The 22946-nt window shown below is 70.1% G+C and carries 21 protein-coding genes; 4 read left to right on the top strand and 17 right to left on the bottom strand.

The window, feature by feature from the left end:
* Nucleotides 1–6: 6 nt before the first annotated feature.
* From efeB to efeU, 3 genes are read right to left on the bottom strand one after another with little or no spacing between them, the layout of a single operon-like run.
* Complete coding sequence (gene efeB / locus KV394_RS12440) at nucleotides 7–1314, bottom strand: iron uptake transporter deferrochelatase/peroxidase subunit (protein WP_247981576.1); 1308 nt, start codon at nucleotides 1312–1314, stop codon at nucleotides 7–9.
* Between the two features lie 22 nt (nucleotides 1315–1336).
* The gene (gene efeO, locus KV394_RS12435) at nucleotides 1337–2569 is read right to left on the bottom strand and encodes an iron uptake system protein EfeO (RefSeq protein WP_247981575.1); all 1233 of its coding nucleotides are present in this window, start codon (nucleotides 2567–2569) and stop codon (nucleotides 1337–1339) included.
* Nucleotides 2566–3507 (bottom strand): iron uptake transporter permease EfeU, encoded by a 942-nt coding sequence (gene efeU / locus KV394_RS12430; RefSeq protein ID WP_136035066.1) that lies wholly within the window; start codon nucleotides 3505–3507, stop codon nucleotides 2566–2568. The genes efeO and efeU overlap by 4 nt, the downstream gene beginning before the upstream one ends.
* Before the next feature lie 173 nt (nucleotides 3508–3680).
* Here efeU and KV394_RS12425 point away from each other — a divergent pair, with 173 nt between their 5' ends.
* Nucleotides 3681–4679 (top strand): isopenicillin N synthase family dioxygenase, encoded by a 999-nt coding sequence (locus KV394_RS12425; RefSeq protein WP_206251380.1) that lies wholly within the window; start codon nucleotides 3681–3683, stop codon nucleotides 4677–4679.
* Nucleotides 4680–4685: 6 nt separating this feature from the next.
* On the opposite strand, the gene KV394_RS12420 is transcribed toward KV394_RS12425, so the two are convergent.
* From KV394_RS12420 to rpsO, 3 genes are all read right to left on the bottom strand, one after another.
* On the bottom strand, nucleotides 4686–5015 hold the full coding sequence (locus tag KV394_RS12420) for a transcriptional regulator (protein WP_282187127.1): 330 nt from the start codon (nucleotides 5013–5015) through the stop codon (nucleotides 4686–4688).
* Nucleotides 5008–5877, bottom strand: a complete 870-nt coding sequence (locus KV394_RS12415) for a hypothetical protein (protein WP_247981573.1) — start codon at nucleotides 5875–5877, stop codon at nucleotides 5008–5010. The genes KV394_RS12420 and KV394_RS12415 overlap by 8 nt, the downstream gene beginning before the upstream one ends.
* Nucleotides 5878–6046: 169 nt before the next feature.
* The gene (gene rpsO / locus KV394_RS12410; protein WP_055993247.1) at nucleotides 6047–6316 is read right to left on the bottom strand and encodes a 30S ribosomal protein S15; all 270 of its coding nucleotides are present in this window, start codon (nucleotides 6314–6316) and stop codon (nucleotides 6047–6049) included.
* A gap of 184 nt (nucleotides 6317–6500) precedes the next feature.
* On the opposite strand from rpsO, the gene KV394_RS12405 reads away from it, so the two are divergent.
* Nucleotides 6501–7793, top strand: coding sequence for an MFS transporter (locus KV394_RS12405; protein WP_247981572.1), 1293 nt, complete (start codon nucleotides 6501–6503; stop codon nucleotides 7791–7793).
* Nucleotides 7794–7824: 31 nt separating this feature from the next.
* Here KV394_RS12405 and KV394_RS12400 read toward each other — a convergent pair whose 3' ends face one another.
* From KV394_RS12400 to KV394_RS12390, 3 genes are all read right to left on the bottom strand, one after another.
* Nucleotides 7825–8379, bottom strand: coding sequence for a YceI family protein (locus tag KV394_RS12400; protein WP_136035076.1), 555 nt, complete (start codon nucleotides 8377–8379; stop codon nucleotides 7825–7827).
* A 179-nt stretch (nucleotides 8380–8558) separates the two neighbouring features.
* Complete coding sequence (locus KV394_RS12395) at nucleotides 8559–8927, bottom strand: FKBP-type peptidyl-prolyl cis-trans isomerase (protein ID WP_136035078.1); 369 nt, start codon at nucleotides 8925–8927, stop codon at nucleotides 8559–8561.
* A 205-nt stretch (nucleotides 8928–9132) separates the two neighbouring features.
* Entirely contained in the window at nucleotides 9133–10434 is a 1302-nt protein-coding gene (locus KV394_RS12390) for a PrsW family intramembrane metalloprotease (RefSeq protein WP_247638672.1), read from the bottom strand.
* Between the two features lie 89 nt (nucleotides 10435–10523).
* On the opposite strand from KV394_RS12390, the gene KV394_RS12385 reads away from it, so the two are divergent.
* A complete protein-coding gene (locus KV394_RS12385) occupies nucleotides 10524–11393 on the top strand; it encodes a fumarylacetoacetate hydrolase family protein (RefSeq protein ID WP_247638671.1) in 870 nt (289 codons plus the stop codon).
* Nucleotides 11394–11462: 69 nt separating this feature from the next.
* Here KV394_RS12385 and KV394_RS12380 read toward each other — a convergent pair whose 3' ends face one another.
* The 4 genes from KV394_RS12380 to KV394_RS12365 are packed head-to-tail and all read right to left on the bottom strand — an operon-like array spanning nucleotide 11463 to nucleotide 15702.
* The gene (locus KV394_RS12380; protein WP_136035081.1) at nucleotides 11463–12923 is read right to left on the bottom strand and encodes an aspartate ammonia-lyase; all 1461 of its coding nucleotides are present in this window, start codon (nucleotides 12921–12923) and stop codon (nucleotides 11463–11465) included.
* Nucleotides 12924–12974: 51 nt separating this feature from the next.
* Complete coding sequence (locus KV394_RS12375) at nucleotides 12975–13904, bottom strand: phosphodiesterase (RefSeq protein WP_136035084.1); 930 nt, start codon at nucleotides 13902–13904, stop codon at nucleotides 12975–12977.
* Between the two features lie 59 nt (nucleotides 13905–13963).
* Nucleotides 13964–14299 carry a peptidase gene (locus tag KV394_RS12370; protein WP_136035086.1) on the bottom strand — a complete coding sequence of 112 codons (336 nt, stop codon included), beginning with the start codon at nucleotides 14297–14299 and terminating at the stop codon, nucleotides 13964–13966.
* The gene (locus KV394_RS12365) at nucleotides 14296–15702 is read right to left on the bottom strand and encodes an inorganic phosphate transporter (protein ID WP_136045665.1); all 1407 of its coding nucleotides are present in this window, start codon (nucleotides 15700–15702) and stop codon (nucleotides 14296–14298) included. Before KV394_RS12365 ends, KV394_RS12370 begins: the two co-directional genes overlap by 4 nt.
* A 152-nt stretch (nucleotides 15703–15854) precedes the next feature.
* Between KV394_RS12365 and KV394_RS12360 the strand changes: the two genes are divergently transcribed.
* Complete coding sequence (locus tag KV394_RS12360) at nucleotides 15855–17954, top strand: S9 family peptidase (RefSeq protein WP_247981571.1); 2100 nt, start codon at nucleotides 15855–15857, stop codon at nucleotides 17952–17954.
* Nucleotides 17955–17965: 11 nt separating this feature from the next.
* Here the strand turns inward: KV394_RS12360 and KV394_RS12355 are convergent, their stop codons facing one another.
* The 4 genes from KV394_RS12355 to KV394_RS12340 all read right to left on the bottom strand — a co-directional run bounded on the left by KV394_RS12355 (nucleotide 17966) and on the right by KV394_RS12340 (nucleotide 22942).
* Nucleotides 17966–18994, bottom strand: coding sequence for a 6-phosphofructokinase (locus KV394_RS12355; protein ID WP_136035092.1), 1029 nt, complete (start codon nucleotides 18992–18994; stop codon nucleotides 17966–17968).
* A 209-nt stretch (nucleotides 18995–19203) separates the two neighbouring features.
* Nucleotides 19204–21348 (bottom strand): DEAD/DEAH box helicase, encoded by a 2145-nt coding sequence (locus KV394_RS12350; RefSeq protein WP_247981570.1) that lies wholly within the window; start codon nucleotides 21346–21348, stop codon nucleotides 19204–19206.
* A 209-nt stretch (nucleotides 21349–21557) separates the two neighbouring features.
* On the bottom strand, nucleotides 21558–22508 hold the full coding sequence (locus KV394_RS12345) for a bifunctional riboflavin kinase/FAD synthetase (protein WP_136035096.1): 951 nt from the start codon (nucleotides 22506–22508) through the stop codon (nucleotides 21558–21560).
* A complete protein-coding gene (locus KV394_RS12340) occupies nucleotides 22505–22942 on the bottom strand; it encodes a hypothetical protein (RefSeq protein WP_205812769.1) in 438 nt (145 codons plus the stop codon). Before KV394_RS12340 ends, KV394_RS12345 begins: the two co-directional genes overlap by 4 nt.
* Between the last annotated feature and the right edge of the window lie 4 nt (nucleotides 22943–22946).

Raw genomic sequence — 22946 nt, 5'->3', positions numbered from 1 at the left:
GGCCAGTCAGGCGAAGAGCTCGGCGCCCACGTAGGAGCCGGGCTTCGCGCCGGCCGGCACCGCCCAGATCCCCGACCCGACGTGGCGGATGTACTCGTTCATGCGGTCGGTCGCCAGCCGGCGCTGCAGCGTGATGAACTGCGCGGGGTCGCGCTGATACGACAGGAAGAAGAGCCCGGCGTCGAGCCGTCCGAGCGTGTTGTTGCCGTCCACGTAGTTGTAGCCGCGGCGGAGGATGCGCACGCCGTCGTTCTGCGTCGGGTGCGCGAGCCGCACGTGGCTGTGGGCGTCGATCGCGCCGCCGTGGAAGTCGGGCTCGGTGAACTCGTCGCCGCCGGAGAGCGGAGCGCCCTCGCCCTTGTCGCGGCCGATGATGGTGGCCTGCTCCGAGAGTCGCACCCGGTCCCACGTCTCGATCAGCATCGCGATGCGCCGGGCGACCAGGTACGAGCCGCCCGCGAGCCAGCCCGGATCGTCCGCGGCGGAGACCCACACGTGCTCGTCGAGCGCGGCGGTGTCGTCGGCGAGGATGTTTGCGGTCCCGTCCTTGAAGCCGAACAGGTTGCGCGGCGTGGCCTGCGCCGCCGTGGTGCGGGACGTCTTGCCGAACCCGAGCTGCGACCACCGCAGTCGCGCGCGCCCGAACGCGATCCGGCTGAGGTTCCTGATCGCATGCACTGCCACCTGCGGGTCGTCGGCGCACGCCTGCACACAGAGGTCGCCGTGGGACATCTCGGGGTCGAGGTCGTCGCCGAGGAAGGCGGGCAGCCGCTCCAGCCCCGCGGGGCGCTGCGCCGCGATGCCGTAGCGGTCGCCGTCTTCGTTCTCGAACAGGCTCGGACCGAACCCGATCGTGATGGTCAGCCCGGCGGACGGCAGACCGAGCGCTTCACCCGTGTCGTCGGGCGGGGCTTCCGGGCTGCCGCCGACGGCACCGCTCGCGCTGACCTCGAGTCCCTGCGTGAGGCGCGAGGCCGCGTAGCTCCAGTCCTGGAGCAGCGAGATCAGGTCGTCGCGGTCGGTGCGCGGCATCATGTCGAAGCTCGCGAAGTGCAGGTGGTCCTGCACGGGCGTCGTGATGCCGGCCTGGTGCACGCCGAAGAAGTCGTAGCTGTTCTGCGCGTCTTCGGCGGCGCGGGCGCGTCCGAGCGCGACGCCGCCGGTCAGTCCCGCCCCCAGGCCGACCGCGAGACCTGCGACCCCGCCGCCGACCGCGAGACCGAGCAGTCCGCGCCTGCTCAGCCCCGCGGGAGCGTCGACGCGTGCGGCCTCCGCCCGGTCCTCCGGTTCGCGGATCGGTTCGCTCTCGGTCATGTCCGGCGCCTCTGCGGTCCCGTCAGTCGAGCACCGTCGCGGTCAGCTGCGACAGCGGCTCGGCCAGGGCGTTGATCAGGTCGGTGAGCTCGCGCTTGTCGTCCGCCGTGAGGGTGGTGTACCCGACGAACCCGTCCGCGAGGGAGCCGTGCGTGGCGAGCGACGACTCGAGCGCGGCGTACCCCGACTCGATCTCGTCGACCAGCGCGGCGCCGTCGTCGCCCTGCGCCGTGGCGAAGTCCTGCACCAGGGAGAACGCCATCTTGGACCCTTCGACGTTCGCCGCGAAGTCGAACAGGTCGGTGCCGGACCACCAGTCCTCCTCGCCGGAGATCTTGCCGGTCGCGACCTCGTCGAGCAGCGCGATCGCCCCATTGGAGACACCGGCGATGCCCTGGTCTTCCAGGGTCGTGGTGAAGTCGTCGGAGTGCACGTAGTCGTACAGCTCCTGCACGTCGGCGAGCAGCAGGTCGCCGTAGTCGGCGCGTTCCTCGGGCGTGGACGGGGCCCAGCCCTGCCACGCGGGCGTCTCCCCGTCGGCGTTGAGGGCGTCCTGCGCCGGCACCCACAGGTCCTTCTCGATGCGGTGGAAGCCGGTCCAGTCGAGCCCGTCGGCCACGGCGTCGACCTCGCGGAAGTCGATGCGCGGATCGAGGTCGCCCAGCGCCTCGGCCACGGGCTCGATGCGCTCGTAGAAGGCGCGGGTCTGCGGGAACAGCGTGCGGGCGGTCGCGTCGTCGCCGGACTGGTAGGCGGCCACGAGCTCTTCCACCGCCGGCACGAGCTGACCGACCTGATCCTTCACGAACGCCGCGTACAGGTCGACCGCCTTCGTCTTCTGCTCGGCGTCCGGCCCGTCGACGGCCACCGGGTCGCCCGTGACGGTGAAGGCGGCCTTGCCCACGCCGTCGCCCACCATGCCCGGCTTGCACAGCGTGAAGTAGTCACCGGGCTGCACCACGACCGTGAGCGTACGCGACGCCGCCGGCGCGATGTTCTCGACCTCGCCGACGATGCGCAGGCCGTCGTCCGCGAGCAGGTAGAACTCCGACACCTGGTCGGTGTCGTTCGAGACGTCGAACGTGAGGGTGCCGCTCTCCGCGGTGGCGGCCGAGACCGCGCAGTCGGAGTCGGTGGACGACACGTCGAAGGCGGCCGTGGCCGCGGTGTCCTCCTTCGCGACGCAGCCGCTCAGGACGAGGACGGCTGCGCCGGTCACGGCCAGCACCCCCAGGGACCGGGACGAGATGGTCATGCTGCTCCTTGCTGTGAGAGAGGGGTCGCCTCGGTGCGAGGGCGCGGCGTCGGTGCCGCGGAGCGACGCCGCGGGCGGAGGCCACGCACGTAGAACGTGCCGACGATGGCGAGGTAGAGGACCCAGGCGGTCACCTGGAGCCAGGTCATGGCCGGCATGAAGCCGATGGTGGCCTGCAGCACGGCGGCGAGAGGGCCGCCGGGGGCGATCGCCGACGACACGTCGAAGGCCCAGCCGAACGGGAAGCCGGCCGCCCCCACGGCGACCGCGCCGGTGGCCGCGTCGATCGGCGCGGCGGCCGTGAACGGACCGGGCAGCGCCCCCGCCTCCTGCAGATCCATGACGGCGTACGCGAGCACGCCGGCGGCGACGATCACGAGGAACCCGCCGGTCCAGGCGAAGAACCGGCGCAGGTCGAGGCGCAGCGCGCCCCGCGAGATCAGCCAGCCGAGGGCCACCGCGGCGAGCAGACCGAGCAGCGCACCCAGCAGCGCGGAGGGCGCGTCGCCGAACGACTGCACCATCGACCACAGCAGCAGGGTGGTCTCGATACCCTCCCTGGCGACGGAGACGAAGCCGATCGCGACGAGCGCCCAGAGTCCGCCCGCGGTGAGCGCACGGTCGACGCCGCCCTCGAGGGTCGCCTTCATCGTGCGTCCGGCCCGCTGCATCCAGAAGATCATCCAGGTGACCATCGCGACCGCGAGCAGGGACAGCCCGCCGCCGATCAGCTCCTGGGCGGTGAACGTGAGCTCGTACGCGCCGAAGGTGAGGACCGCGCCGATGGCCAGAGCGAGACCGACCGCGAGACCGACGCCCGCCCAGAGCTTCGGGAGCGCATCACGCCGGTCGAGACGCCGCAGGTAGGCGACGAGGATGCCGACGACGAGTGCGGCTTCGAGCCCCTCGCGGAGGCCGATGAGGAAGGTGGCGAGCACGGACGGTGTCCCTCTGATGACGACTGAGGTAAGGCATCCCTTACCAACGAGACTCTAGCATCGCGACACCCGTTCCCCCGACCGGATGACATCCGCCGGTGCCGGGACACCCGCCCGAGTAACGCGACGCAACACTCGCCCGCGGCCCGAGAACCTCGACATACCCTCGGTCCATGGCTGAACTCTCGCTCCCGATCCTTGACCTCTCCCAGCTCGACCAGGGCCCCGAGGCCGCGGCGCGGTTCCGCGACGAGCTGCGTGCCGCGACCCACGACGTCGGCTTCTTCTACCTCACCGGCACCGGCGTCTCTCCCGAGCTGGAGGCGCGCCTGCACCGCGCCGCACTCGACTTCTTCGCCCTCCCCGAAGAGGACAAGCTCGCGATCGAGAACGTCAACAGCCCCCACTTCCGCGGCTACACCCGGGTCGGCGGCGAGCGGACCCAGGGCAAGGTCGACTGGCGCGAGCAGATCGACATCGGCCCGGAGCGCGAGCCTGTGAGCGACGGCCCCGCCTTCAACCGCCTGATCGGCCCGAACCTGTGGCCAGCGGCCCAGCCCGAGCTCCAGGCCGTGGTCGCGGAGTGGCACGACTCCCTGACAGAGATCGCACGCAAACTCCTGCGCGCCTGGGCTGTCACTCTCGGCGCGGACGAGACCTACTTCGACGAGACGTTCCGCGATCCGTCGACCCTGATCAAGATCGTGCGATACCCGGGCACGGACGAGCCGGAACCACAGCAGGGCGTCGGAGCGCACAAGGACTCCGGTGTGCTGACGCTGTTGTGGGTCGAGCCCGGAAAGGGGGGCCTCCAGGTCGAGCGTGACGGCGAGTGGGTCTCGGCTCCCCCGGTGTCCAGCGCATTCGTCGTCAACATCGGAGAGTTGCTGGAGTATGCCACCGGCGGCTACCTCAAGGCAACGAACCACCGCGTGATCTCACCGCGGGCACCCGAGGAGCGCATCTCGATCCCGTTCTTCTTCAACCCCGCACTCGATCAGCAGCTCCCGCTGCTCGAGCTCCCCGCCGACCTCGCCGCTCAGGCGACCGGGGTCACCGATGACCCGGGAAATCCGATCCACGCGACCTACGGCGAGAACGCGCTTAAGTCCCGGCTTCGTGCGCACCCCGATGTCGCGGCGATCCATCACCCCGACCTCGTGACCGTCTGACGGGCGTCACAGTTCCTGCCCGGCACCGAGGGCCACGATCTCACGCAGTGCCTGAAGGTGCGCGGCGAAGGCATCGCGCCCTGCCTTCGTCGAACGCACCCAGGTGCGCAAGCGCCCCCCGACCGCGCCCTTGCGCGCGACCACGTACCCGGCGGCCTGCAGGTGCGCGATCGCCTTGCTCAGGGGCGAGTCGCCGCACTGCAGCATCTCCCGCAGGGCCGCGAAGTCGAGTTCCATCCCGTCGCCCAGTCCGGCCATGAGGGAGAACCGGATTGGCGAGGCAAAGTTGTCGTCCAGCCGCGTGCGTGGGTGTGGGACAGACGCGGGCTCACGCACGTTCGCCGTGCCCCGCGACGAAGGAGACCGCCACGAAGGACGCGAGCACGCCGGCGCCCGCGCACACGCCGACGAGTCCTGCGTTGCCGAGCGATCCGGATCCCAGGACGATGCCGACGGGCATGCAGGCGGCGATGAAGAAGACAGCGATGTGCGGCCAGCGCCAGGACGCGCCGACTGCGGGTAGACCGAAGTCTGAGGCGGAGGCGGCGATCCACCCCACGAGGCACAGCATCACGAGCAGGGTGATGATGCTCCTCAGCACGTCGTCCGGCGATCCTGCGAGCATCGTCAGCACGGCGAACGCGACGCCTATGAGGACGGTGCCCCATCGAAGCCGGTGCGGCAACGAACGGGGAGCCGGACGGGGACGACCCAGGTCGCCCGCAGCCCGTATGAGCCGCGCGACGCCATGCCCTCCGACTCCGACGAGCACCGTGACTGCCGGGATGAGCACCACCCCGACAGGAAGTCGCGTATCGAGAGCAGCGAAGCCGAACACCACGAGCGCACCGATGATGATCGCTGCGCCGCCGACCAGCAGCGGCCACCGCGAACGCGTCATCCGCCACTGCATGCCCGTGCGCTGCGCCATCCCCGTGGACAGCTGTCCCCAGACCAGAAGGGTGAACAGCACGATCTGCGACGCCAGCACGTCGTCTCGCCGGAGAACAAGCGCGAAGGCGACGAAATACGCAGCCATGACCACGGCGTTGCCGATCTGCAGCCGGGCGAGAGCACGTCGGTCGACTGCATGTTCGCGGCGGTCCACCACCGCCTCCGCCGCCTCGAGGTACCGCCGGGCCGTCTCCGAGTCCGGGGGCACCAGAGCGTCCTGACCTGCGATCGGTTTCTGCTCCATGGCGACCTCCCCGCTTTCCACTTGGAAAGCTCCAGGACTTTCCTATCGGAAAGTTGCACGGGTGGCAACCAGAGCTACAACACCTCTGCACATGACGAAGGCCGCCCCACACCGTGGGGCGGCCTTCTCAAGAATGTTCTGCGCGATTGAACGCTGGGTTCGCTCTGCCTTATCGGCGGAGTCCGAGACGCTCGATCAGCGAACGGTAACGCTCGATGTCGATGTCCTGGAGGTAGCCGAGCAGACGACGGCGCTGACCCACGAGCAGGAACAGACCACGACGCGAGTGGTGGTCGTGCTTGTGCTCCTTGAGGTGCTCGGTGAGGTCCTTGATGCGCTGCGTCAGCATTGCGACCTGCACCTCGGGGGATCCGGTGTCACCGGGGTGCGTCGCGTACTCTTCGATGATCGCCTTCTTGACGTCTGCTTCCAGTGCCATAGATTCGATCCCCTCTCTGCTTGTTGCGCGGCGCCCGACGCCTGATGCGTGAGCTCTCTTTATCCGCGGCCGATCGAACGGCAACCTGACGAGTCTACCAGCCCGGGCGAGCCCTGAGCGACACGGCCGACCAGCGCTCCCGCGCACTCCACTACGCTCGAGGAGTGCGGGAGAGGTGCGTGGCGTGAACGCGGGACGAGGACATCTGATCGACCTGACGCCGCTGCGGATCAGCCCCGCTTTCGCACGCATGTGGATCGGCTCGACGCTCGCGGGCATCGGCGGCCAGCTCACGATCGTCACGGTGATGCTGCACGTGTTCGCCCTCACCGCGAGCACGTTCGCAGTGTCGATGATCGCGGTGGCCGGGCTCCTGCCGATGGTCCTGGCCGGCCTGTACGGCGGCATGCTCGCCGACGCCTTCGATCGCCGTCGCGTCGCCCTCATCGCCGCCACCGTGACCTTCGCCTCCACCGCTCTCCTCGCGGCGCTCACGTGGACCGGTGCCGAGACGATCTGGTGGCTGTACGCGCTGAGCATGATCAACTCGGCCGCCAACTCGGTGGGCATGGCCACGCGCACGGCGATCGTCCCCCGCCTCATCCCCCGCGAACAGCTCGCCGCGGCGTCCGCGCTCAACGGTGTCGCCTTCGGGCTGACGGTCATGGCCGGTCCGGCCCTGGCCGGCCTGCTGGTCGCCCTCACGGGCTACGGCTGGACGTACTCGATCGACGTCGTGCTGATGCTGTCGATGTTCCTCGGCCTGTGGGCGCTGCCCTCGGTGCGTCCGGAAGGCGAGATCGTCCGCCCCGGTCTCGCCTCGCTCGTCGACGGCTGGCGCTTCCTCCGCCGCGCGAGCAACATCCGGATGCAGTACGTCGTCGACATCATCGCGATGACGTTCGGCCAGCCCCTCGTCCTCTTCCCCGCGCTGGGCACGCTGCTGCTGGGCGGGGGCGCGGTCACCACCGGCATCCTCACCGCAGCCGTGGCGGTGGGCACCTTCGCCTCGAGCCTGTTCTCGGGCCGGGTCGTGCAGTACCGCTGGCACGGTCGCGGGATCGAACGCGCGGTCGAAGCCTATGGCGCATCGATCCTGCTGTTCGGTGTGGTGCTGCTCGTGGGCGCCTTCTCCTCCCCCGCCGACGAGGACACACCCCACGTCGGACTGATCATCGCCGCCTGCGTGGCCCTCGCGCTGTCCGGCGCCTCCGACAACGTCAGCTCGATATACCGCAACACGATGATGCAGGCGGCCGTGCCCGACACCATGCGCGGACGCCTGCAGGGGCTGTTCATCGTGGTGGTCGCCGGCGGCCCGCGCATCGGCGCCCTCTACGCCGGCACGCTCGCCACGCTCACGACGCTGTGGTTCCCTCCCCTGCTCGGCGGGATCCTGGTGATCGCGCTGGTCGCGCTGATCGCCGGGCGCAACCGCCGCTTCCGCTCCTATGACGCAGAGAACCCCGAGCCCTGACGGACCCGGGGTTCCTGAAGCCGTGTGGCGATCAGTCCTGCTGCAGCGCTCCCTGCAGGTCGAGGTTGATCGTGACGTCCTTGCCCACGAGCACGCCGCCGGTCTCGAGCGCCGCGTTCCAGGTGAGGCCGAAGTCCTCGCGGTTGATGACCGTCTTCGCCGAGGCGCCCGCCTTGTAGTTGCCCCACGGGTCGCTGCCGAAGCCGCCGAAGTCGAGCTCGAACGTGACCGGCTTCGTGATGCCGCGGATCGTGAGGTCGCCGTCGACCAGCAGGTCGCCGCCCTCGACGCGCGCACCGGTCGACACGAACTCCATCGTGGGGTAGTTCTCGGTGTCGAAGAAGTCCGCCGAGCGGAGGTGCTGGTCGCGGCCCTCGTCCTTCGTATCCACCGACGTCACGTCGACGCTCGCCTCGACCTTGGCCTCGAGCGGGTTCTCCGGAGCCACGAGCGTCGCGCTCTTCACGCCGAACGTGCCGCGCACCTTCGAGATCATCATGTGACGGACGCTGAAGGTGACCTCGCTGTGCGCGGGGTCGAGGACCCAGGTGCCGGGGCGGTAGCCGGGGATGTCGATGCTGGTCATGGGTTTCTCCTCGGAGACATCGGCCGCGCGGAGGCGGCGTACGGACAGGGCCGCGATCGCGGCGTCCTCCAGCCCAACCTACATTCACGCGAATGTATTCCCGTGAATGCACACGCATTCCGGAAAGACAGAGCGCCCCTCCTGGCGAGAGGAGAGGCGCTCGAGATGTCGCGTCGGTATCAGCCCACGGCGACGAGGTCGATGATGAAGATCAGCGTCTTGCCGGACAGGAAGTGTCCGCCGCCGACCGGACCGTAGGCCAGGTGCGGCGGGATGATCAGCTCGCGGCGTCCGCCGACCTTCATGCCGGGAATGCCGTCCTGCCAGCCCTGGATCAGGCCGCGCAGCGGGAACTGGATGGTCTCGCCACGGCCCCACGAGGAGTCGAACTCCTCGCCGGACTCGAACTCCACACCGGCGTAGTGGACGGTCACCGTGTCACCGGGCTTGGCCTCGGCACCATCACCCTCGATGATGTCGCGGATGACCAGCTCTGCGGGGGCAGGAGCGGTCGGGGCGTCGAACTCGGGCTTCGTGCGATCAGTCATGGCTCCATCCAAGCGGACCCCCGCGCGCCCGGTCAACGCGACGGGACCTGCTCACAGCGAACACCTCGACCGGGCGGGTGGCCTCGCGCCCTGCCCCTTGACACGTCCGAGGGGCCGGGTGCACCCTGGTGGCAGATCAACTCAGCGCCCGGGAGACATGCAGGCATCGCCGCAGCACCGGGCGCTGAGTCTTGCTCAGGGCGGATCAGTAGGCCAGCAGCGCGGCCCTCGTCGCGCGCGTGCGGATCAGCAGCGCCCGCTCGTCCTCGACCGCCAGCGGGTCGCGGCCGGTGATCGCCCGCTGCCGCACCGCCGCCAGCGCCGTCGCGTCCTTGATGAACTCGCGCATGAGCGGCCGACGGTCGCCGCGCAGCTGCGCCGCCCACGTCAATCCCGCCTTGCGACCGGACGGCGTCGCCAGCATCGTGACCTCCTCCGGCGTGAACCATCCTGCGGCGGCGTACTCGGCGAGCCGGGCTCGCGTGAGCCGCGCCTCCTCGCGCCGCAGCGCGATGATGCCCAGGATGAAGCCGATGAACAGCGGGACCTGCAGCGTGAAGTAGAGGCCGAAGAAGTCCGCGAAGGTCGCCGAGCCGTTCCACAGCGCGTGCAGGAAGACCGCGCCGAACCACCCGAGCAGTCCCGCCCCGAGGGCCGCCCCGGCGGAGGCGTGCCGGCGCGCGACGAGGCCGATCGCGAAGCCCGTCAGCGACGTGAACATGGCGTGCGCGAAGGGCGACAGCAGCGCGCGCACCACGAACGTGGCGCCGAGCTGCTCGCCGCCACCCTCGATCAGGCTGACCGCGAAGTACTGGATGTTCTCGGTGAACGCGAACCCGGCCCCCACCAGCGCGCCGTACACCACGCCGTCGACCGGGCCGTCGAACGAACGGCGGGCGAGCAGGAAGACCAGGAACACCCCGAGGCCCTTCCAGAACTCCTCCACGATCGGCGCCTGTACGACCGCCGCCACCGCCTCCGGCACCGGGCCGAGCAGGATCGTCATCCCGACGTCGACCAGGAGAGTGAGGCCGACCGCCGCCACTGCGCCCCACGCGATCGCGAAGATCACGAGACGCTTCGGCTCCGGCTCCCATCGGTCGATCATCCGCACCCCGAGGAACACGATCGCCAGGGGGATCAGCGCGAGAACGAGCCCCACGGCCGACGCCGTCGGCCCCAGCGCCCAGCCGAAGTAGCCGATCAGCGCCAGGAGCAGGAACCCGAGGAAGGCGAACAGCCACAGCGAGACCGTCCTGCCCTTCTTCGTGGTCACCGGCAGGGCGGGCAGCGACTCCGCCGGCGACGGCGCGACCGGCGCCGGCGGGGTGTACGGCGTCGGCTGCGCCAGTGCGGACGCGTAGCCGGGCTGCTGCCCGTAGGCCGCCGGCAGATAGGGCGACTGCGCATACTGGGCCGCGGAGTACGCCGACGGGGTGGGCTGCTGGGCGGGCGGCGGCGTGTATCGCCCGGGCTGCTGGGGGTCGGCCGGTCCTCCGAAAGTCATAGCCAAAGCTTATGGGGCACAAGCAATACCGCCCGGGTCTGGTCGAGTCCTCCATCCGCCCCGCCGCAGCCACCCGGTAGCGTAGAACCATGCGGTTCGCTCATCTGCGCCGTCCCGACTCCCCCCGCGCGGTCCTCGCCGTGGTGGACGACACGGACGCCATCCTCGTCTCCGATCTCCTGTCCGACGCTCCTGCCACACTGCAGCAGCTGATCGAGCGGGGTGACGTCGCCCTCGACGAGCTGCGCACCGCCCTGGCCGACGGCACCGCTCCGCGACACCCGCTGGGCGACTGGAGCTTCGACTCCGCCGTGCTCGCCCCGCCCGCCGTGCTCGCGGTCGGCCTCAACTACGCCGCGCACTCCAGCGAGCTCGGGCTCAAGACCGACGCTGCGCCCACGGTGTTCACACTGTGGCCCAACTCCCTCACCGGGCACGATCACGTCACCTCCTGGCCACGCAGCCTCAGCGAAGCCGTCGACTACGAGGCCGAGCTCGGCGTGCTGATCGGCACCCCCGCGAAAGACGTGAGCGAAGCCGACGCGCTGTCGCACGTGTGGGGATACACCGTGGTGAACGACATCACCGCGCGGAACATCCAGTTCTCCGAGGCGCAGTGGTCGCGCTGCAAGTCGTTCGACGGCTTCACGCCCACCGGTCCCTTCGCGGTCACGGCCGACGAGGTGCCCGATCCGCAGGACCTCCACATCTGGACGGTCGTCGACGGGCACACCGTGCAGGACGCGAGCACCGACCAGATGGTGCGCTCGGTCGCGAAGCTGATCGCGCACCTGTCGCAGTCGCTCACGCTGCTGCCCGGGACGCTCATCTCCACCGGCAGCCCCGGCGGTGCGGGCTACTCGCGCGACCCGCAGATCTTCCTCCGCGACCACTCGACGGTCACGGTCGGCATCGACGGCATCGGCGAGCTCACCACGCACTGCCGCATCCTCGACTGACACCGGACACGCAGAAGGGGACGGGAGCCGCGGCTCCCGTCCCCTTCTGCGTGTTCGGCGTGCAGCGGGTCAGATCTGGATGAGGTCGTCGGGCGTGACGATCGGGATGGCCGCCGTCACGGCCTCCAGGCCCGACAGGCGCGCGGGCGAGAGCTGCTTGGTCACCTCGTCGCGCGACATGAGGCCGGCCTCGACCACCAGATCGGCGACGTTGCGGTTGGTGAGCAGCGCGGTCTTCGCGAGCGCGGCCGCGGCGGCGTAGCCGATGAAGGGGGTGAGCGCCGTGATCACGCCGACCGACGCGCCCACCATCGCACCGAGGCGGTCGCGGTTGGCGGTGATGCCCTCGACGCAGTTCACGCGCAGGGTCCACATGGCCTGACGCATCCAGGTGATGGACTGGAAGATCGAGTGCGCGATGACCGGCTCGAACGCGTTGAGCTGCAGCTGTCCGCCCTCGACCGCCATGGTCACCGTGGTGTCCGCGCCGACGACGGCGAACGCGACCTGGTTCACGACCTCGGGGATCACCGGGTTCACCTTGCCCGGCATGATGCTCGAGCCGGCCTGGCGGGCGGGGAGGTTGATCTCGCCGAGGCCCGCCTGCGGACCCGACGAGAGCAGGCGCAGGTCGTTGCAGATCTTCGAGAGCTTGATGGCGTTGCGCTTGAGCGACGACGAGAACGACATGAAGGCGCCGGTGTCGCTCGTGGACTCCACGAGGTCGGTCGCCGTCTCCAGGTCGAGCCCGGTGATCTCGCGCAGGTGCTTGAGCACGGCCGGCGCGTAGTCGACGTGCGTGGTGATGCCGGTACCGATCGCCGTGGCGCCCATGTTGATCTCGAACATGAGCGAGGCGTTCTCGGTGAGACGGCTGTGGTCCTCCCCCAGCGTCGTGGCGAAGCCGTGGAACTCCTGGCCGAGCGTCATCGGCACCGCGTCCTGCAGCTGGGTGCGCCCGACCTTGAGGATGTCGTGGAACTCGCTCGCCTTGCCCAGGAACGCGATGCGCAGGGCGTCGAGCTCGTCGAGCAGCGACCGCAGCGTGAGCGACAGCCCGATCTTGACCGCCGTCGGGTACACGTCGTTGGTGGACTGGCTGCGGTTGGTGTGGTCGATCGGCGAGAGGAACGCGTAGTCGCCCTTCTCGCGTCCGGCCATCTCGAGCGCGATGTTGGTGATGACCTCGTTCGCGTTCATGTTGGTCGAGGTGCCGGCACCGCCCTGGATGACGCCGACGGTGAACTGCTCGTGGAACTCGCCGTCGATCACCCGCTGCGCCGCGCGGTCGATCAGGTCGGCACGCTCGGCATCGAGCACGCCGATCTCCTTGTTCGCCCGCGCACTGGCCTGCTTGACCATCGCCAGAGCGATCACCAGGTCGGGGTACACGGAGATCGGCCGCTTGGAGATCGGGAAGTTCGCGTCGGCGCGGGCCGTGTGGATCCCCCAGTAGGCGTCGACGGGGATCTCCATGCTCCCCAGCGAATCGGTCTCGGTACGTGTAAGTGCAGGCGCGGCAGAAGCCATGTCACATCCTCGTGGGTCGTGGCGAATGGAAAAGTGGGGGATGCGACCAGTCTACGCCGGTCGGCGCGGCGGTTTCCGGGAGAACGCGTCGAGCCGCTGCTCCGGCGTGAGGGCGGCCATCCGCTCCAGCCACTCGGAGGAGAAGAAGTCGCCCGTGGGAGCGTCGACCACCGGGACGACGGTGTGGGTGATCGTGTCGGGATACACATGCACGAGCTGGAATGACTGCGCCGCGTCCATGCCGTTCACGTCGGGTGCCGGCCGGGCGACGTTCATCGTGTAGCAGGTCGCCGAGGCCACGCTCACCGGGACGCCGGCGAACACCCCGTGCGAGGAGTAGTGCAGGTGTCCCGCGAGGATCCCCCGCACGTCGGTGCCGCGGATCACCTCCGCGAGCTCGTCCTGGTGGCGCAGCTCGAGGATGTCGAACAGCGGCAGGTGGCTCGGCAGCGGCGGGTGGTGCATCGCCAGCAGCGTGCCGTGCGGCGCCGGCTCCGCGAGCAGTCCGGCCAGCCACTCGAGCTGACCGGGGTCGAGGTCTCCGTGGTGCCATCCGGGGACACTCGTGTCGAGCGCGATGAGCCGCAGTCCGTCCAGCTCCCACACGCCCGTCACCGGCTCCTCCGTCGGCTCCCGGTCGAGAAGCTCACGGCGCAGCGCGGGGCGTTCGTCGTGGTTGCCCGCGACCCACACGATCGGTGTGCCCCGGTCCGCGGCGACCGGCTCGAGCGCGGCTCGCAGTCGCCGGTACGCGTCGGGCTCACCGAGGTCTGCGAGGTCGCCCGTGACCACGATGGCTGCGGGCGCCGGATGCACGGCGCGGATCGCCGCGAGGGTGCGGTCGAACGAGGCCTGCACGTCGTAGCTCCCGCCGAGCAGTGCCCCTCCCGCGAGGAAGTGCGGGTCGCTCACGTGGATCAGGACGTGGGAGGCCGGGTCGTGCCTGCCGAAGACGTACGGGGTTCCGGGTGCCGCGGACATGACCTCAGCCTAGGGTCACGCCCCGACGCCGGGTCCGGACGCGCCAGGGCCGCGGGGTCTCAGTGTCCGAGGACGAGGAGGAGGATGCCGCCGATGACCGCCGCACCGCACAGCACGAAGCACACGTAGGCACCCACGAGCGCGAGAGTCTTCTGTCCCTCGGTGAGCGGGCTCTTCTTCGCCGCCTTGGCCGCCTGCTTTGCCGCGCGCTTGAGTTCCTTCTCGGAGATCACGGTGATCGCGTCGGTGAACTCGGCGGGGCTCACGACGGGGGCCCGGCCGCTGCGGACCAGGAGCCGCAGTCCCAGCGCGTAGAAGGTGACGATGGCCGCGGCGCCGATGAGGGCGGCGGCGAACACCTGGAAGAACGCGAGCCAGTCGATCGTGACGCTCATGCCGAGTCCCCGTTCCGCGTGATCGTGGCCTCGTCGGCGGCCGACTCCGGTGCCGGGGCCGGGGGCGGGGCGACGGGTGCAGCGCCGGTCTTCGCCGCCTTGGCACCGGCCTTGGCCTCCGCCTTCTTCTTGGCCTTGTTCTTCGCCTCGGCCTTCGCGCGGTCCTTGGCCTCGGCACGCGCCTTGGCCTCGGCCTTCGCGCGCTCGATGCGCTGCTGACGGCGCGTGGGCGGGGGCGTGTCCGGCAGCTCGATCGCGAGACCCGACTCCGCCACATCGCTCATCGCGTTCGCGTGCGTGACCGCGTTGCGCCGCGACCGCAGGAACAGGCCCAGGATGATCGCGAGCGCAAGGACCGCATCGATCGCGACGCCCCAGGGGCCGAGCCACACGACCAGCAGGGCCGCGAGGGCGCCGACACCGCCGGCGGCCGGCAGCGTCAGCAGCCAGCCGACGCCGATGCGTCCGGCCGTCCGCCACCGCACGGTCGAGCCGCGGCGACCGAGCCCCGAGCCGATGACCGAGCCGGACGCCACCTGGGTCGTGGAGAGCGCGAAGCCCAGCGCGCTGGACGCGAGGATCGTGGCCGCGGTCGAGCTCTCGGCGGAGAAGCCCTGCGCCGGCTTGACATCGGTCAGCCCCTTGCCGAGCGTGCGGATGATGCGCCACCCGCCGAGGTACGTGCCGAGCGCGATCGTGAAGGCGCACGCGACGATCACCCACAGCTCGGGCTCGTGGTGGGCACCCGACTGCCAGCCGATCGTGATCATGGCCAGGGTGATGACACCCATGGTCTTCTGCGCGTCGTTCGTGCCGTGCGCCAGCGCGACCAGCGAGGACGTGAAGATCTGACCCCAGCGGAAGCCGTCGCGTCCGTCCGGCTTGCCGTCGTAGCGGCGCGTGACCGAGTACGCGATCTTGGTGGCCGCGAACGCGATGATGCCCGCCGTGATGGGGGCGATCAGCGCGGGGAGCACGATCTTCGACAGCACTGCGCCGAAGTCGATGCCGCCGAGGCCCGCGCCGACGAGCGTGGCGCCGATCAGGCCGCCGAACAGCGCGTGCGAGGAGCTCGACGGCAGGCCGAGCAGCCAGGTGAGCATGTTCCACGTGATCGCACCGATGAGTCCGGCGAAGATGAGCGACAGGAACAGTTGCGCCCCCGCCTCGAGGATCGCATCCTCGCGGATGATGCCGCCCGAGATGGTCTTCGACACCTCCGTGGACAGGAAGGCGCCGACGAGGTTGAGCACGGCGGCCAGCAGCACCGCGGTCTTGGGCTTCAGGGCACCGGTCGCGATGGGGGTGGCCATCGCGTTGGCGGTGTCGTGAAAGCCGTTCGTGAAGTCGAAGAAGAGTGCCAGCGCGATGACGAGCACAACAATGAGGGCTGCGGTTTCCACCGTTCGCTTTCGGTCTTGAGGAAAGGGAATGTCGACGGGATCGACGTGACGAACGAAGAGTTCACCGTGGGTTTGACTTCCGTTTACCGGCCCCGGTAAATCCTCCCACCGTCCCCCGTGCCGGTCAACTCGACCTGGGATAGCGTGGAGCGGTGACTGACGCCCCGATCGCCGCCCGCCGTCCGACGTTCCGCACGCACCACGGGGACACCGTGGAAGACCCCTACGAATGGCTGCGCGAGAAGGATTCCCCCGAGGTCATCGCTCATCTCGAGGCCGAGAACGCCCACACCGAGGCCGAGACCGCCCACCTGGCCGGACTGCGCGAGACCCTGTTCCAGGAGATCAAGGGCCGCGTGCAGGAGACGGATCTGTCGGTGCCGACCCGCCGCGGCGACTGGTGGTACTACAGCCGCACCGAAGAGGGCGCGCAGTACGCGATCCACTGCCGCGCGGCCGCGGAACCCGACGACTGGACTCCCCCGCGCCTGGAGCCCGGCGTCCCGGTGCCCGGCGAGGTCGTGCTGCTGGACGGCAACGCCGAGGCGGAGGGCCACGAGTTCTTCTCGCTCGGAGCCTTCGACACCACGGATGACGCGACGAAGCTCCTGTGGTCCACCGACTTCGAGGGCGACGAGCTCTACACCGTGCGCGTACGCGATCTCGCGACGGGCACCACGCTCGACGACGAGATCCCGAACACCGGCAGCGCCTTCTTCACCCCCGACGGCACGGGGGTGCTCTACACCACGCGCGACGAGGCCTGGCGCCCGGACACCCTGTGGCTGCACCGCCTCGGCACCCCCGTCGCGGACGACGTGCGGCTGTTCCACGAAACCGACGAGAAGTTCTGGCTCGGCGCCGGGATCACCCGCAGCCGCCGGTACCTCGTGATCGCGGTCGGGTCGAGCATCACGAGCGAGGAGCGCCTGGTCGACCTGTCCGGCGACATCACCGCGGAGCCGCAGCTGGTGTGGCCGCGTCGCGAGGGTGTGGAGTACTCGCTGGAGCACGCCGTGGTCGACGGCGAGGACCGACTGCTGATCCTGCACAACGACGGCGCCCTGGACTTCGAGCTCGTGTCGGTGACCGTCGCGGACCCGCAGGGCGAGCGACGCGTGATCCTCCCCCACGAGCCGGGACGGCGACTCCTCGGGGTCGATGCGTTCCGGGACTTCGCCACCGTGGAGTACCGCAGCGAGGGGCTCGAACGGGTCGGCCTGCTCGACTACGCGACCGATGCGGTCGAGGAACTCCGCTTCGACGAGCCGCTCTACTCCGCCGGCGTGAGCGGCAACCCCGAGTGGCACGCCCCCTTCCTCCGGCTCGGCTACACCTCCTTCGTGACGCCAGGCACGGTGTACGAGCTCGACCTCGCCACGCGCGAGCTCGTGCTGCGCAAGCAGGTGGCCGTCCTGGGCGGCTATGAGCCCTCCGCCTACGGCCAGCGCCGCGAGTGGGCGACCGCGGAAGACGGCACCCGCGTGCCGATCTCGCTCGTCTGGAAGCGGTCGTTCGGGGAGCCGGGTGCCGAGGCGCGCCCCGTGCACCTGTACGGCTACGGCTCGTACGAGCACTCGATCGACCCGGGGTTCTCCGTGGCGCGGCTGTCGGAGCTCGACCGCGGCGTGGTCTTCGCGGTCGCCCACGTGCGCGGCGGCGGCGAGATGGGACGGCAGTGGTACGAGGAGGGGAAGCTGCTGCACAAGCGCAACACCTTCACGGACTTCGTCGCGTGCGCACGGCACCTGGTCGCGGAGGGCACGACGACGCCCGCGCAGCTGGTCGCCGAGGGCGGCAGTGCGGGCGGCCTGCTGATGGGCGCGGTCGCGAACCTGGCCCCCGAGCTGTTCGCCGGAGTGCTCGCCGGGGTGCCGTTCGTCGACGCCCTGACCACGATCCTCGACCCGTCGCTTCCCCTCACCGTGATCGAGTGGGACGAGTGGGGCGACCCGCTGCACGACGCAGAGGTGTACGCCTACATGAAGTCGTACACGCCGTACGAGAACGTGCGCGAGGGTGTGCACTACCCGCGGATCCTCGCCGTGACATCACTCAACGACACGCGAGTGCTGTACGTCGAGCCGGCCAAGTGGGTGGCCCGGCTCCGCGAGGCCGGGGCGACCGACGTGCTCCTCAAGTGCGAGATGGTCGCCGGGCACGGGGGCGTGAGCGGGCGCTACAACTCCTGGCGTGAGCGCGCGTTCGAGCTCGCCTGGCTGCTCGACACGCTCGGCCTCGCCGACGCCTGAGCCGCGGCGGGTCAGCCGAACAGCGCGGCGGCCTCGTCGTAGCGGTAGCGCGGCACCGTGTTCAGCTCGCCCAGCGCATCCGCGAAGGGCACGCGCACGATGTCGGTGCCCTGCATCGCCACCATCTGGCCCCAGGCGCCGTCGACGATCGCGTCGGCGGCGTGCAGGCCCAGGCGCGTTGCCAGCACGCGATCGAACGCCGAGGGCGAGCCGCCGCGCTGGATGTGCCCCAGGATCGTGGCGCGGGTCTCGATGCCGGTGATCCGCTCGATCTCCGGGGCCAGCAGGTCGCCGATCCCGCCGAGGCGCGGGCGGTTGAAGGCGTCGAGGCCCTTGTCGCTGTAGGCCTCCTCCATGCCCGTGAGCGTAAAGCCCTCCGACACCACGACCAGCGGAGCGCGGCCGCGGTCGTGTGCCCGCGTGACCAGCTCGGTGATCTCGTCGATGGACATGGGGACCTCGGGGATGCAGATCACGTGGGCACCGGCGGCCATGCCGGCGTGCAGCGCGATCCAGCCGACGTGACGGCCCATGACCTCGGCGACCATGCACCGCTGGTGAGAGTCGCCGGTCGTCCGCAGACGGTCCATGGCGTCGGTCGCGATGTTCACCGCGGTGTCGAAACCGAACGAGTAGTCGGTGGCGCGCAGGTCGTTGTCGATCGTCTTCGGGACGCCGAGCACCTTGATGCCGTCCTTCGCGAGCCGGTCGGCCGCGGCCAGGGTGCCCTCGCCGCCGATCGCCACGATGCCGTCGATCTTGTGACCGTAGAGCGTCTTGGCGATGTTCTCGGCGCCGCCGCGCTCACCCTCGTACGGGTTGGTGCGGCTCGTGCCGAGGATCGTGCCGCCCACCTTCGACAGACCCTTCACCTCGTGCCGGGTGAGGGGCATGAAGTCGCCCTCGACGACCCCGCGCCAGCCGTCGCGGATGCCGACGAACTCCAGGTCGTAGGTGGTGGTGCCCTTGAGCACGATGCCGCGGATGACCGCGTTGAGTCCGGGGCAGTCGCCGCCGCTCGTCAGGATGCCGATCTTCATGCTGCTGCCTTCGGAGGTTCGAGTGTCGGGAGGGGGAAAGGCGACGGTGCCTGGGATCGACCCTAGCGGCACGCCGCCCTCCGCCGCCATTCGGACGCGTCGAAAAACCAGGATCTTGACGCGTCCGACCCGGGGAATCCGCGAACTTTGAGATCGAAGCCCGATCCGAGGCGAATCCGGCGTTAAGAACTCGCGTTCTTAGCGGAGGCTCAGCTCCCGCCGAGGGCCTCGCGCAGCAGGTGCATGAGGGCCGCCAGCTGCACCGACTCGCTCGCCGCCTCCTCGGTCGCCTCGCCGTCCAGCGCCCTGGCCGCGAGGCCCTGCTTCTGGTCGATGAGCTCCGCGATCTTGGTGTCGATCGTGTGCGCGGCGATGATGCGCCACGCCGTCACCGGCTCGTCCTGCCCGATGCGGTGCACGCGGTCGATGGCCTGCGTCTGCTCGGCCGCCGTCCACGAGAGCTCGGCGAGCACGACGTTCGACGCGGCCTGGAGGTTGAGCCCCACACCGGCAGCCGTCAGCGAGCACACCGCGATGCCCACGTCCGGGTCGCCGTTGAAGTCGTCGATCGCCTGCTGACGCACGGTCGTGGTCTGATCGCCGCGGATCGACACCGCGCGGATCCCCGCGGCGGCGAAGTGCGCCTCCGCCTGGTCCATGACGTCGATGTGCTTCGCGAAGAACACGACCTTGCCGACCGACCGCTGCAGCTGCGCCGCGTAGTCGGCCGCGAGCGGCGCCTTGGCCTGACCGATGCGGCGCACCATCGTGAAGACGTTGTCGCCTCCGGTGCCCGCGGCCTTCGACTCCTCGAGCTCGTTCTGAGCGATCAGGCGCACGATGTCGTCGTCGATCTCGCCGGGAAGGAGCCCGCGATCGCCCCGTGCCTCGATGATGCGGCGGTAGCGCGCGGCCAGCCGCTCCCCCAGCTCGCGCTCGGCCTGACGGATGCTGCGTCCGAACTCGTCGTCGAGCTGCACCGGCAGATCTGCGACGAGCTTGTCCGGGAGGTCGGCCGCGACGTCCTTCTTCTTGCGGCGCACGATACCCATCGAGATCACCGCGTCCCGCGCTTCGGGATAGAACGCCTTGTCGGCGGGCGTGAACCCGGTCGCGTCGAGCTTCTCCATGAGCGCCGGTCCCGGCTTCTCGCCGTTCGTCCACCCGAGGAAGCGCCAGATGGCGTCGAAGTCCTCGACGTCGTTGATCAGCGGGGTACCCGTGAGCGCGAGCATCAGCGGGTCGTGTCCCGGCGTGCGCTCACGCACCTGCGCGGCCAGCGACAGCACGTTCTGGGAGCGCTGCGACGACAGGTTCTTGATGAAGTGCGCCTCGTCGACGACCATGCCCCGCAGACCGATGGTCGCGAGCCACGACAGGTGACGATCGAGGATCTCGTAGTTGACGATGAACACGTCGGCGAACGCGTCGATGTCGTCGCCGTCGCCCTGGATGACGGTCGCGCGGCGCTGCGGCGTCCACCGCTCCACCTCGCGCGCCCAGTTCATCTTCACCACGTTCGGCACCACGGCGAGCAGCGGGTAGGCGCCTGCGACGGATGCCGCCAGCACCGACTGCGCGGTCTTGCCCAGACCCGGCTCATCCGCGAGCAGGAAGCTGCGGTGCCCCGCGCGCACCGCCTCGAGGAAGCGCGACTGGTGCACCATCACGTCGAGGCCCTTGGGCGACACGTGATCGAACTCGGGCGCGGGCGGAAGCTCCATCGAGGCTGCCGCACCGCCGGCGCCGGTCTCGAACGCCTTGTACAGCGGCCCCATCAGCTCCCAGCCGTCGAGGCGGCGCCGGGGCGTGCTGGCCGGGCGCGGCGTGAGGTCGGGCGCGAGGAAGGGGTTGGCGAGCTGTCGCGACTCCACGGACGGCGGCGTCACCTGACGTTCGGCGATCGCGGCCGGCACCACGGGGGCCTGCACGGGCGCCTGGTCCGCGATGATGAGCTCCTCGGGCGGCAGCTCGGCGCCCGACTCCAGCAGCCAGTCGCGGCGCATGCGCTTGGCGACGGGCGACGTGGCCTGGTCGGCCTCCAGCAGCTGGATGAGCGAGGTGTCGCGCGCGGCCGTCTTGGCGAGGATCGTGGCGACGCCGTCCAGACGCTTGAGCAGCTCGGTGCGCGCGGCGTCGGTGATCTCGGTGTCGGCTTTGACCCGCGCGCGCTCCTCACGCACCAGGAACGCGATGACCTGGAACTTCGTGCGGTTCGTCGGGCCCAGCTTGCCGCGCTGGGACTTCGCCTCGATCTCGCGCACCTTGCGCGCGAGGATCGGGATGAGGGGTGCCTCGTCGTCGCGACGGGACGTCTTCTTGCGCCGCGTGGCGGCGGTTGCCGTGGTCGGCATGCTCCTCCTGAGCCTGAAGGGCCCGGCGCCCCCAGGGAGCCGATGGCCGTTCTCGTCGTCCGCGTGTGGCGTGAGCCAGGACCGTGCGGACCGTGGATCGTCTCCCTCCGGCGCTCACGGCGGTGCGCGGGTCGGCGGGAGCCTGCTCCCATTCTATGTCATCGGGCCGACCGCCCGCGGAACCGCGCGCCGGAATCGCGGTGCAGCGGTCAGGACTCCACGCCGAGGATCGCCGCAGCCTGCGCCACATCGGCCGCCATCTGCGACATGAGCTTCTCGATGCCCTCGAACGCCACCATGCCGCGCAACCGCTCCACGAACTCCACCGTCACGTCGTGCCCGTAGAGGTCGAGCCCCGTCTCCCCCAGCACGTGCGCCTCGACCTGGCGGACCAGCACGTCGTCGAACGTGGGGTTCGTGCCGACGGAGATCGCGGACGGATGCCGGATGCCGGTGTCGTGGTCGACCAGCCAGCCGGCGTAGATGCCGTCCGCGGGGACGAACGCGTCGACGATGGTCGAGAGGTTGGCGGTGGGGAAGCCCAGCTCGCGGCCGCGCTTGAGGCCGTGCACGACCTCGCCGCGCACATCAGGAGAGCGCCCCAGCACCCGCGCGGCGCCCGCGACGTCGCCGTCCACGAGCAGCTCGCGGATCCAGCTCGACGACACGCGCCGCGACGACCCCTCGAGGTACACGTCCTCGACCACCTCGACCGTGAAGCCGTAGCGGGGGCCCAGCTCGCGCAGCAGCTCGGGTGTGCCTGCCCCGCGATGCCCGAATCGGAAATCCGCGCCGACGAACACGGTCGACACCTGCAGCGCGCCCACCAGGATGTCCACCACGAAGTCCTCCGCCGAGCGGGCGGCGAGCTCCTCGTCGAAGGTCAGCATCAGGGTCGCGTCGAGGCCCAGCTCGCCGAGCAGCTCGAGCTTGCGCTCCACCGTGACGACGTTCTCGGGGCACCGGTCGGGGCGCAGGACCGCGAGCGGATTGCGGTCGAAGGTGACGGCGACCGCCCGGCTCCCCGTGGCGGCCGCGGTGTCCTTCAGCCGCTGGATCACGGCGCGGTGCCCTCGATGCACCCCGTCGAACTTGCCGATGGCGACCGCGCTGGGTCCGAAGCCGTCCGGAACCTCCTCCGGACTGCGGAACACGATCACGCGACGGCCTCCACCGGGCGTTCCACCGCAACGGGGCGGTGCGTGCGCAGCCACCAGATGCCGAAGACGGGAAGCACCAGCGGCACGAAGAGGTAGCCGCGGCCGAACAGCGACCACACGGTCTCGTGCTGGAACAGCGCGGGAAGCAGGATGCTCAGCACCCCGACGACGAGAACGCCGGTGAGCTCGAACACGATCGCGACCCACGCCACGGTGTACCACCCGCGACGCCGGGCGAAGATCAGCGCCAGTGTCGCGAGGATGTAGACGAGCGCGGCGACGGCGGACAGCGTGTACGCGAGCGGCGCCTCATCGAACCGGCGCACGATCTGCACGAAGCTGCGCCCCGTGGCAGCCAGCGCCATGACGGCGTAGACGATCACGAGGACACGACCGATTCCGGTCATCCGGGTGGAGGGGGCGGTGGAGCTCATAGCG

Source organism: Microbacterium sufflavum (genome assembly GCF_023101165.1).
GTDB lineage: Bacteria > Actinomycetota > Actinomycetes > Actinomycetales > Microbacteriaceae > Microbacterium > Microbacterium sufflavum.
This window is presented reverse-complemented; position numbering and strand designations above follow the sequence as displayed.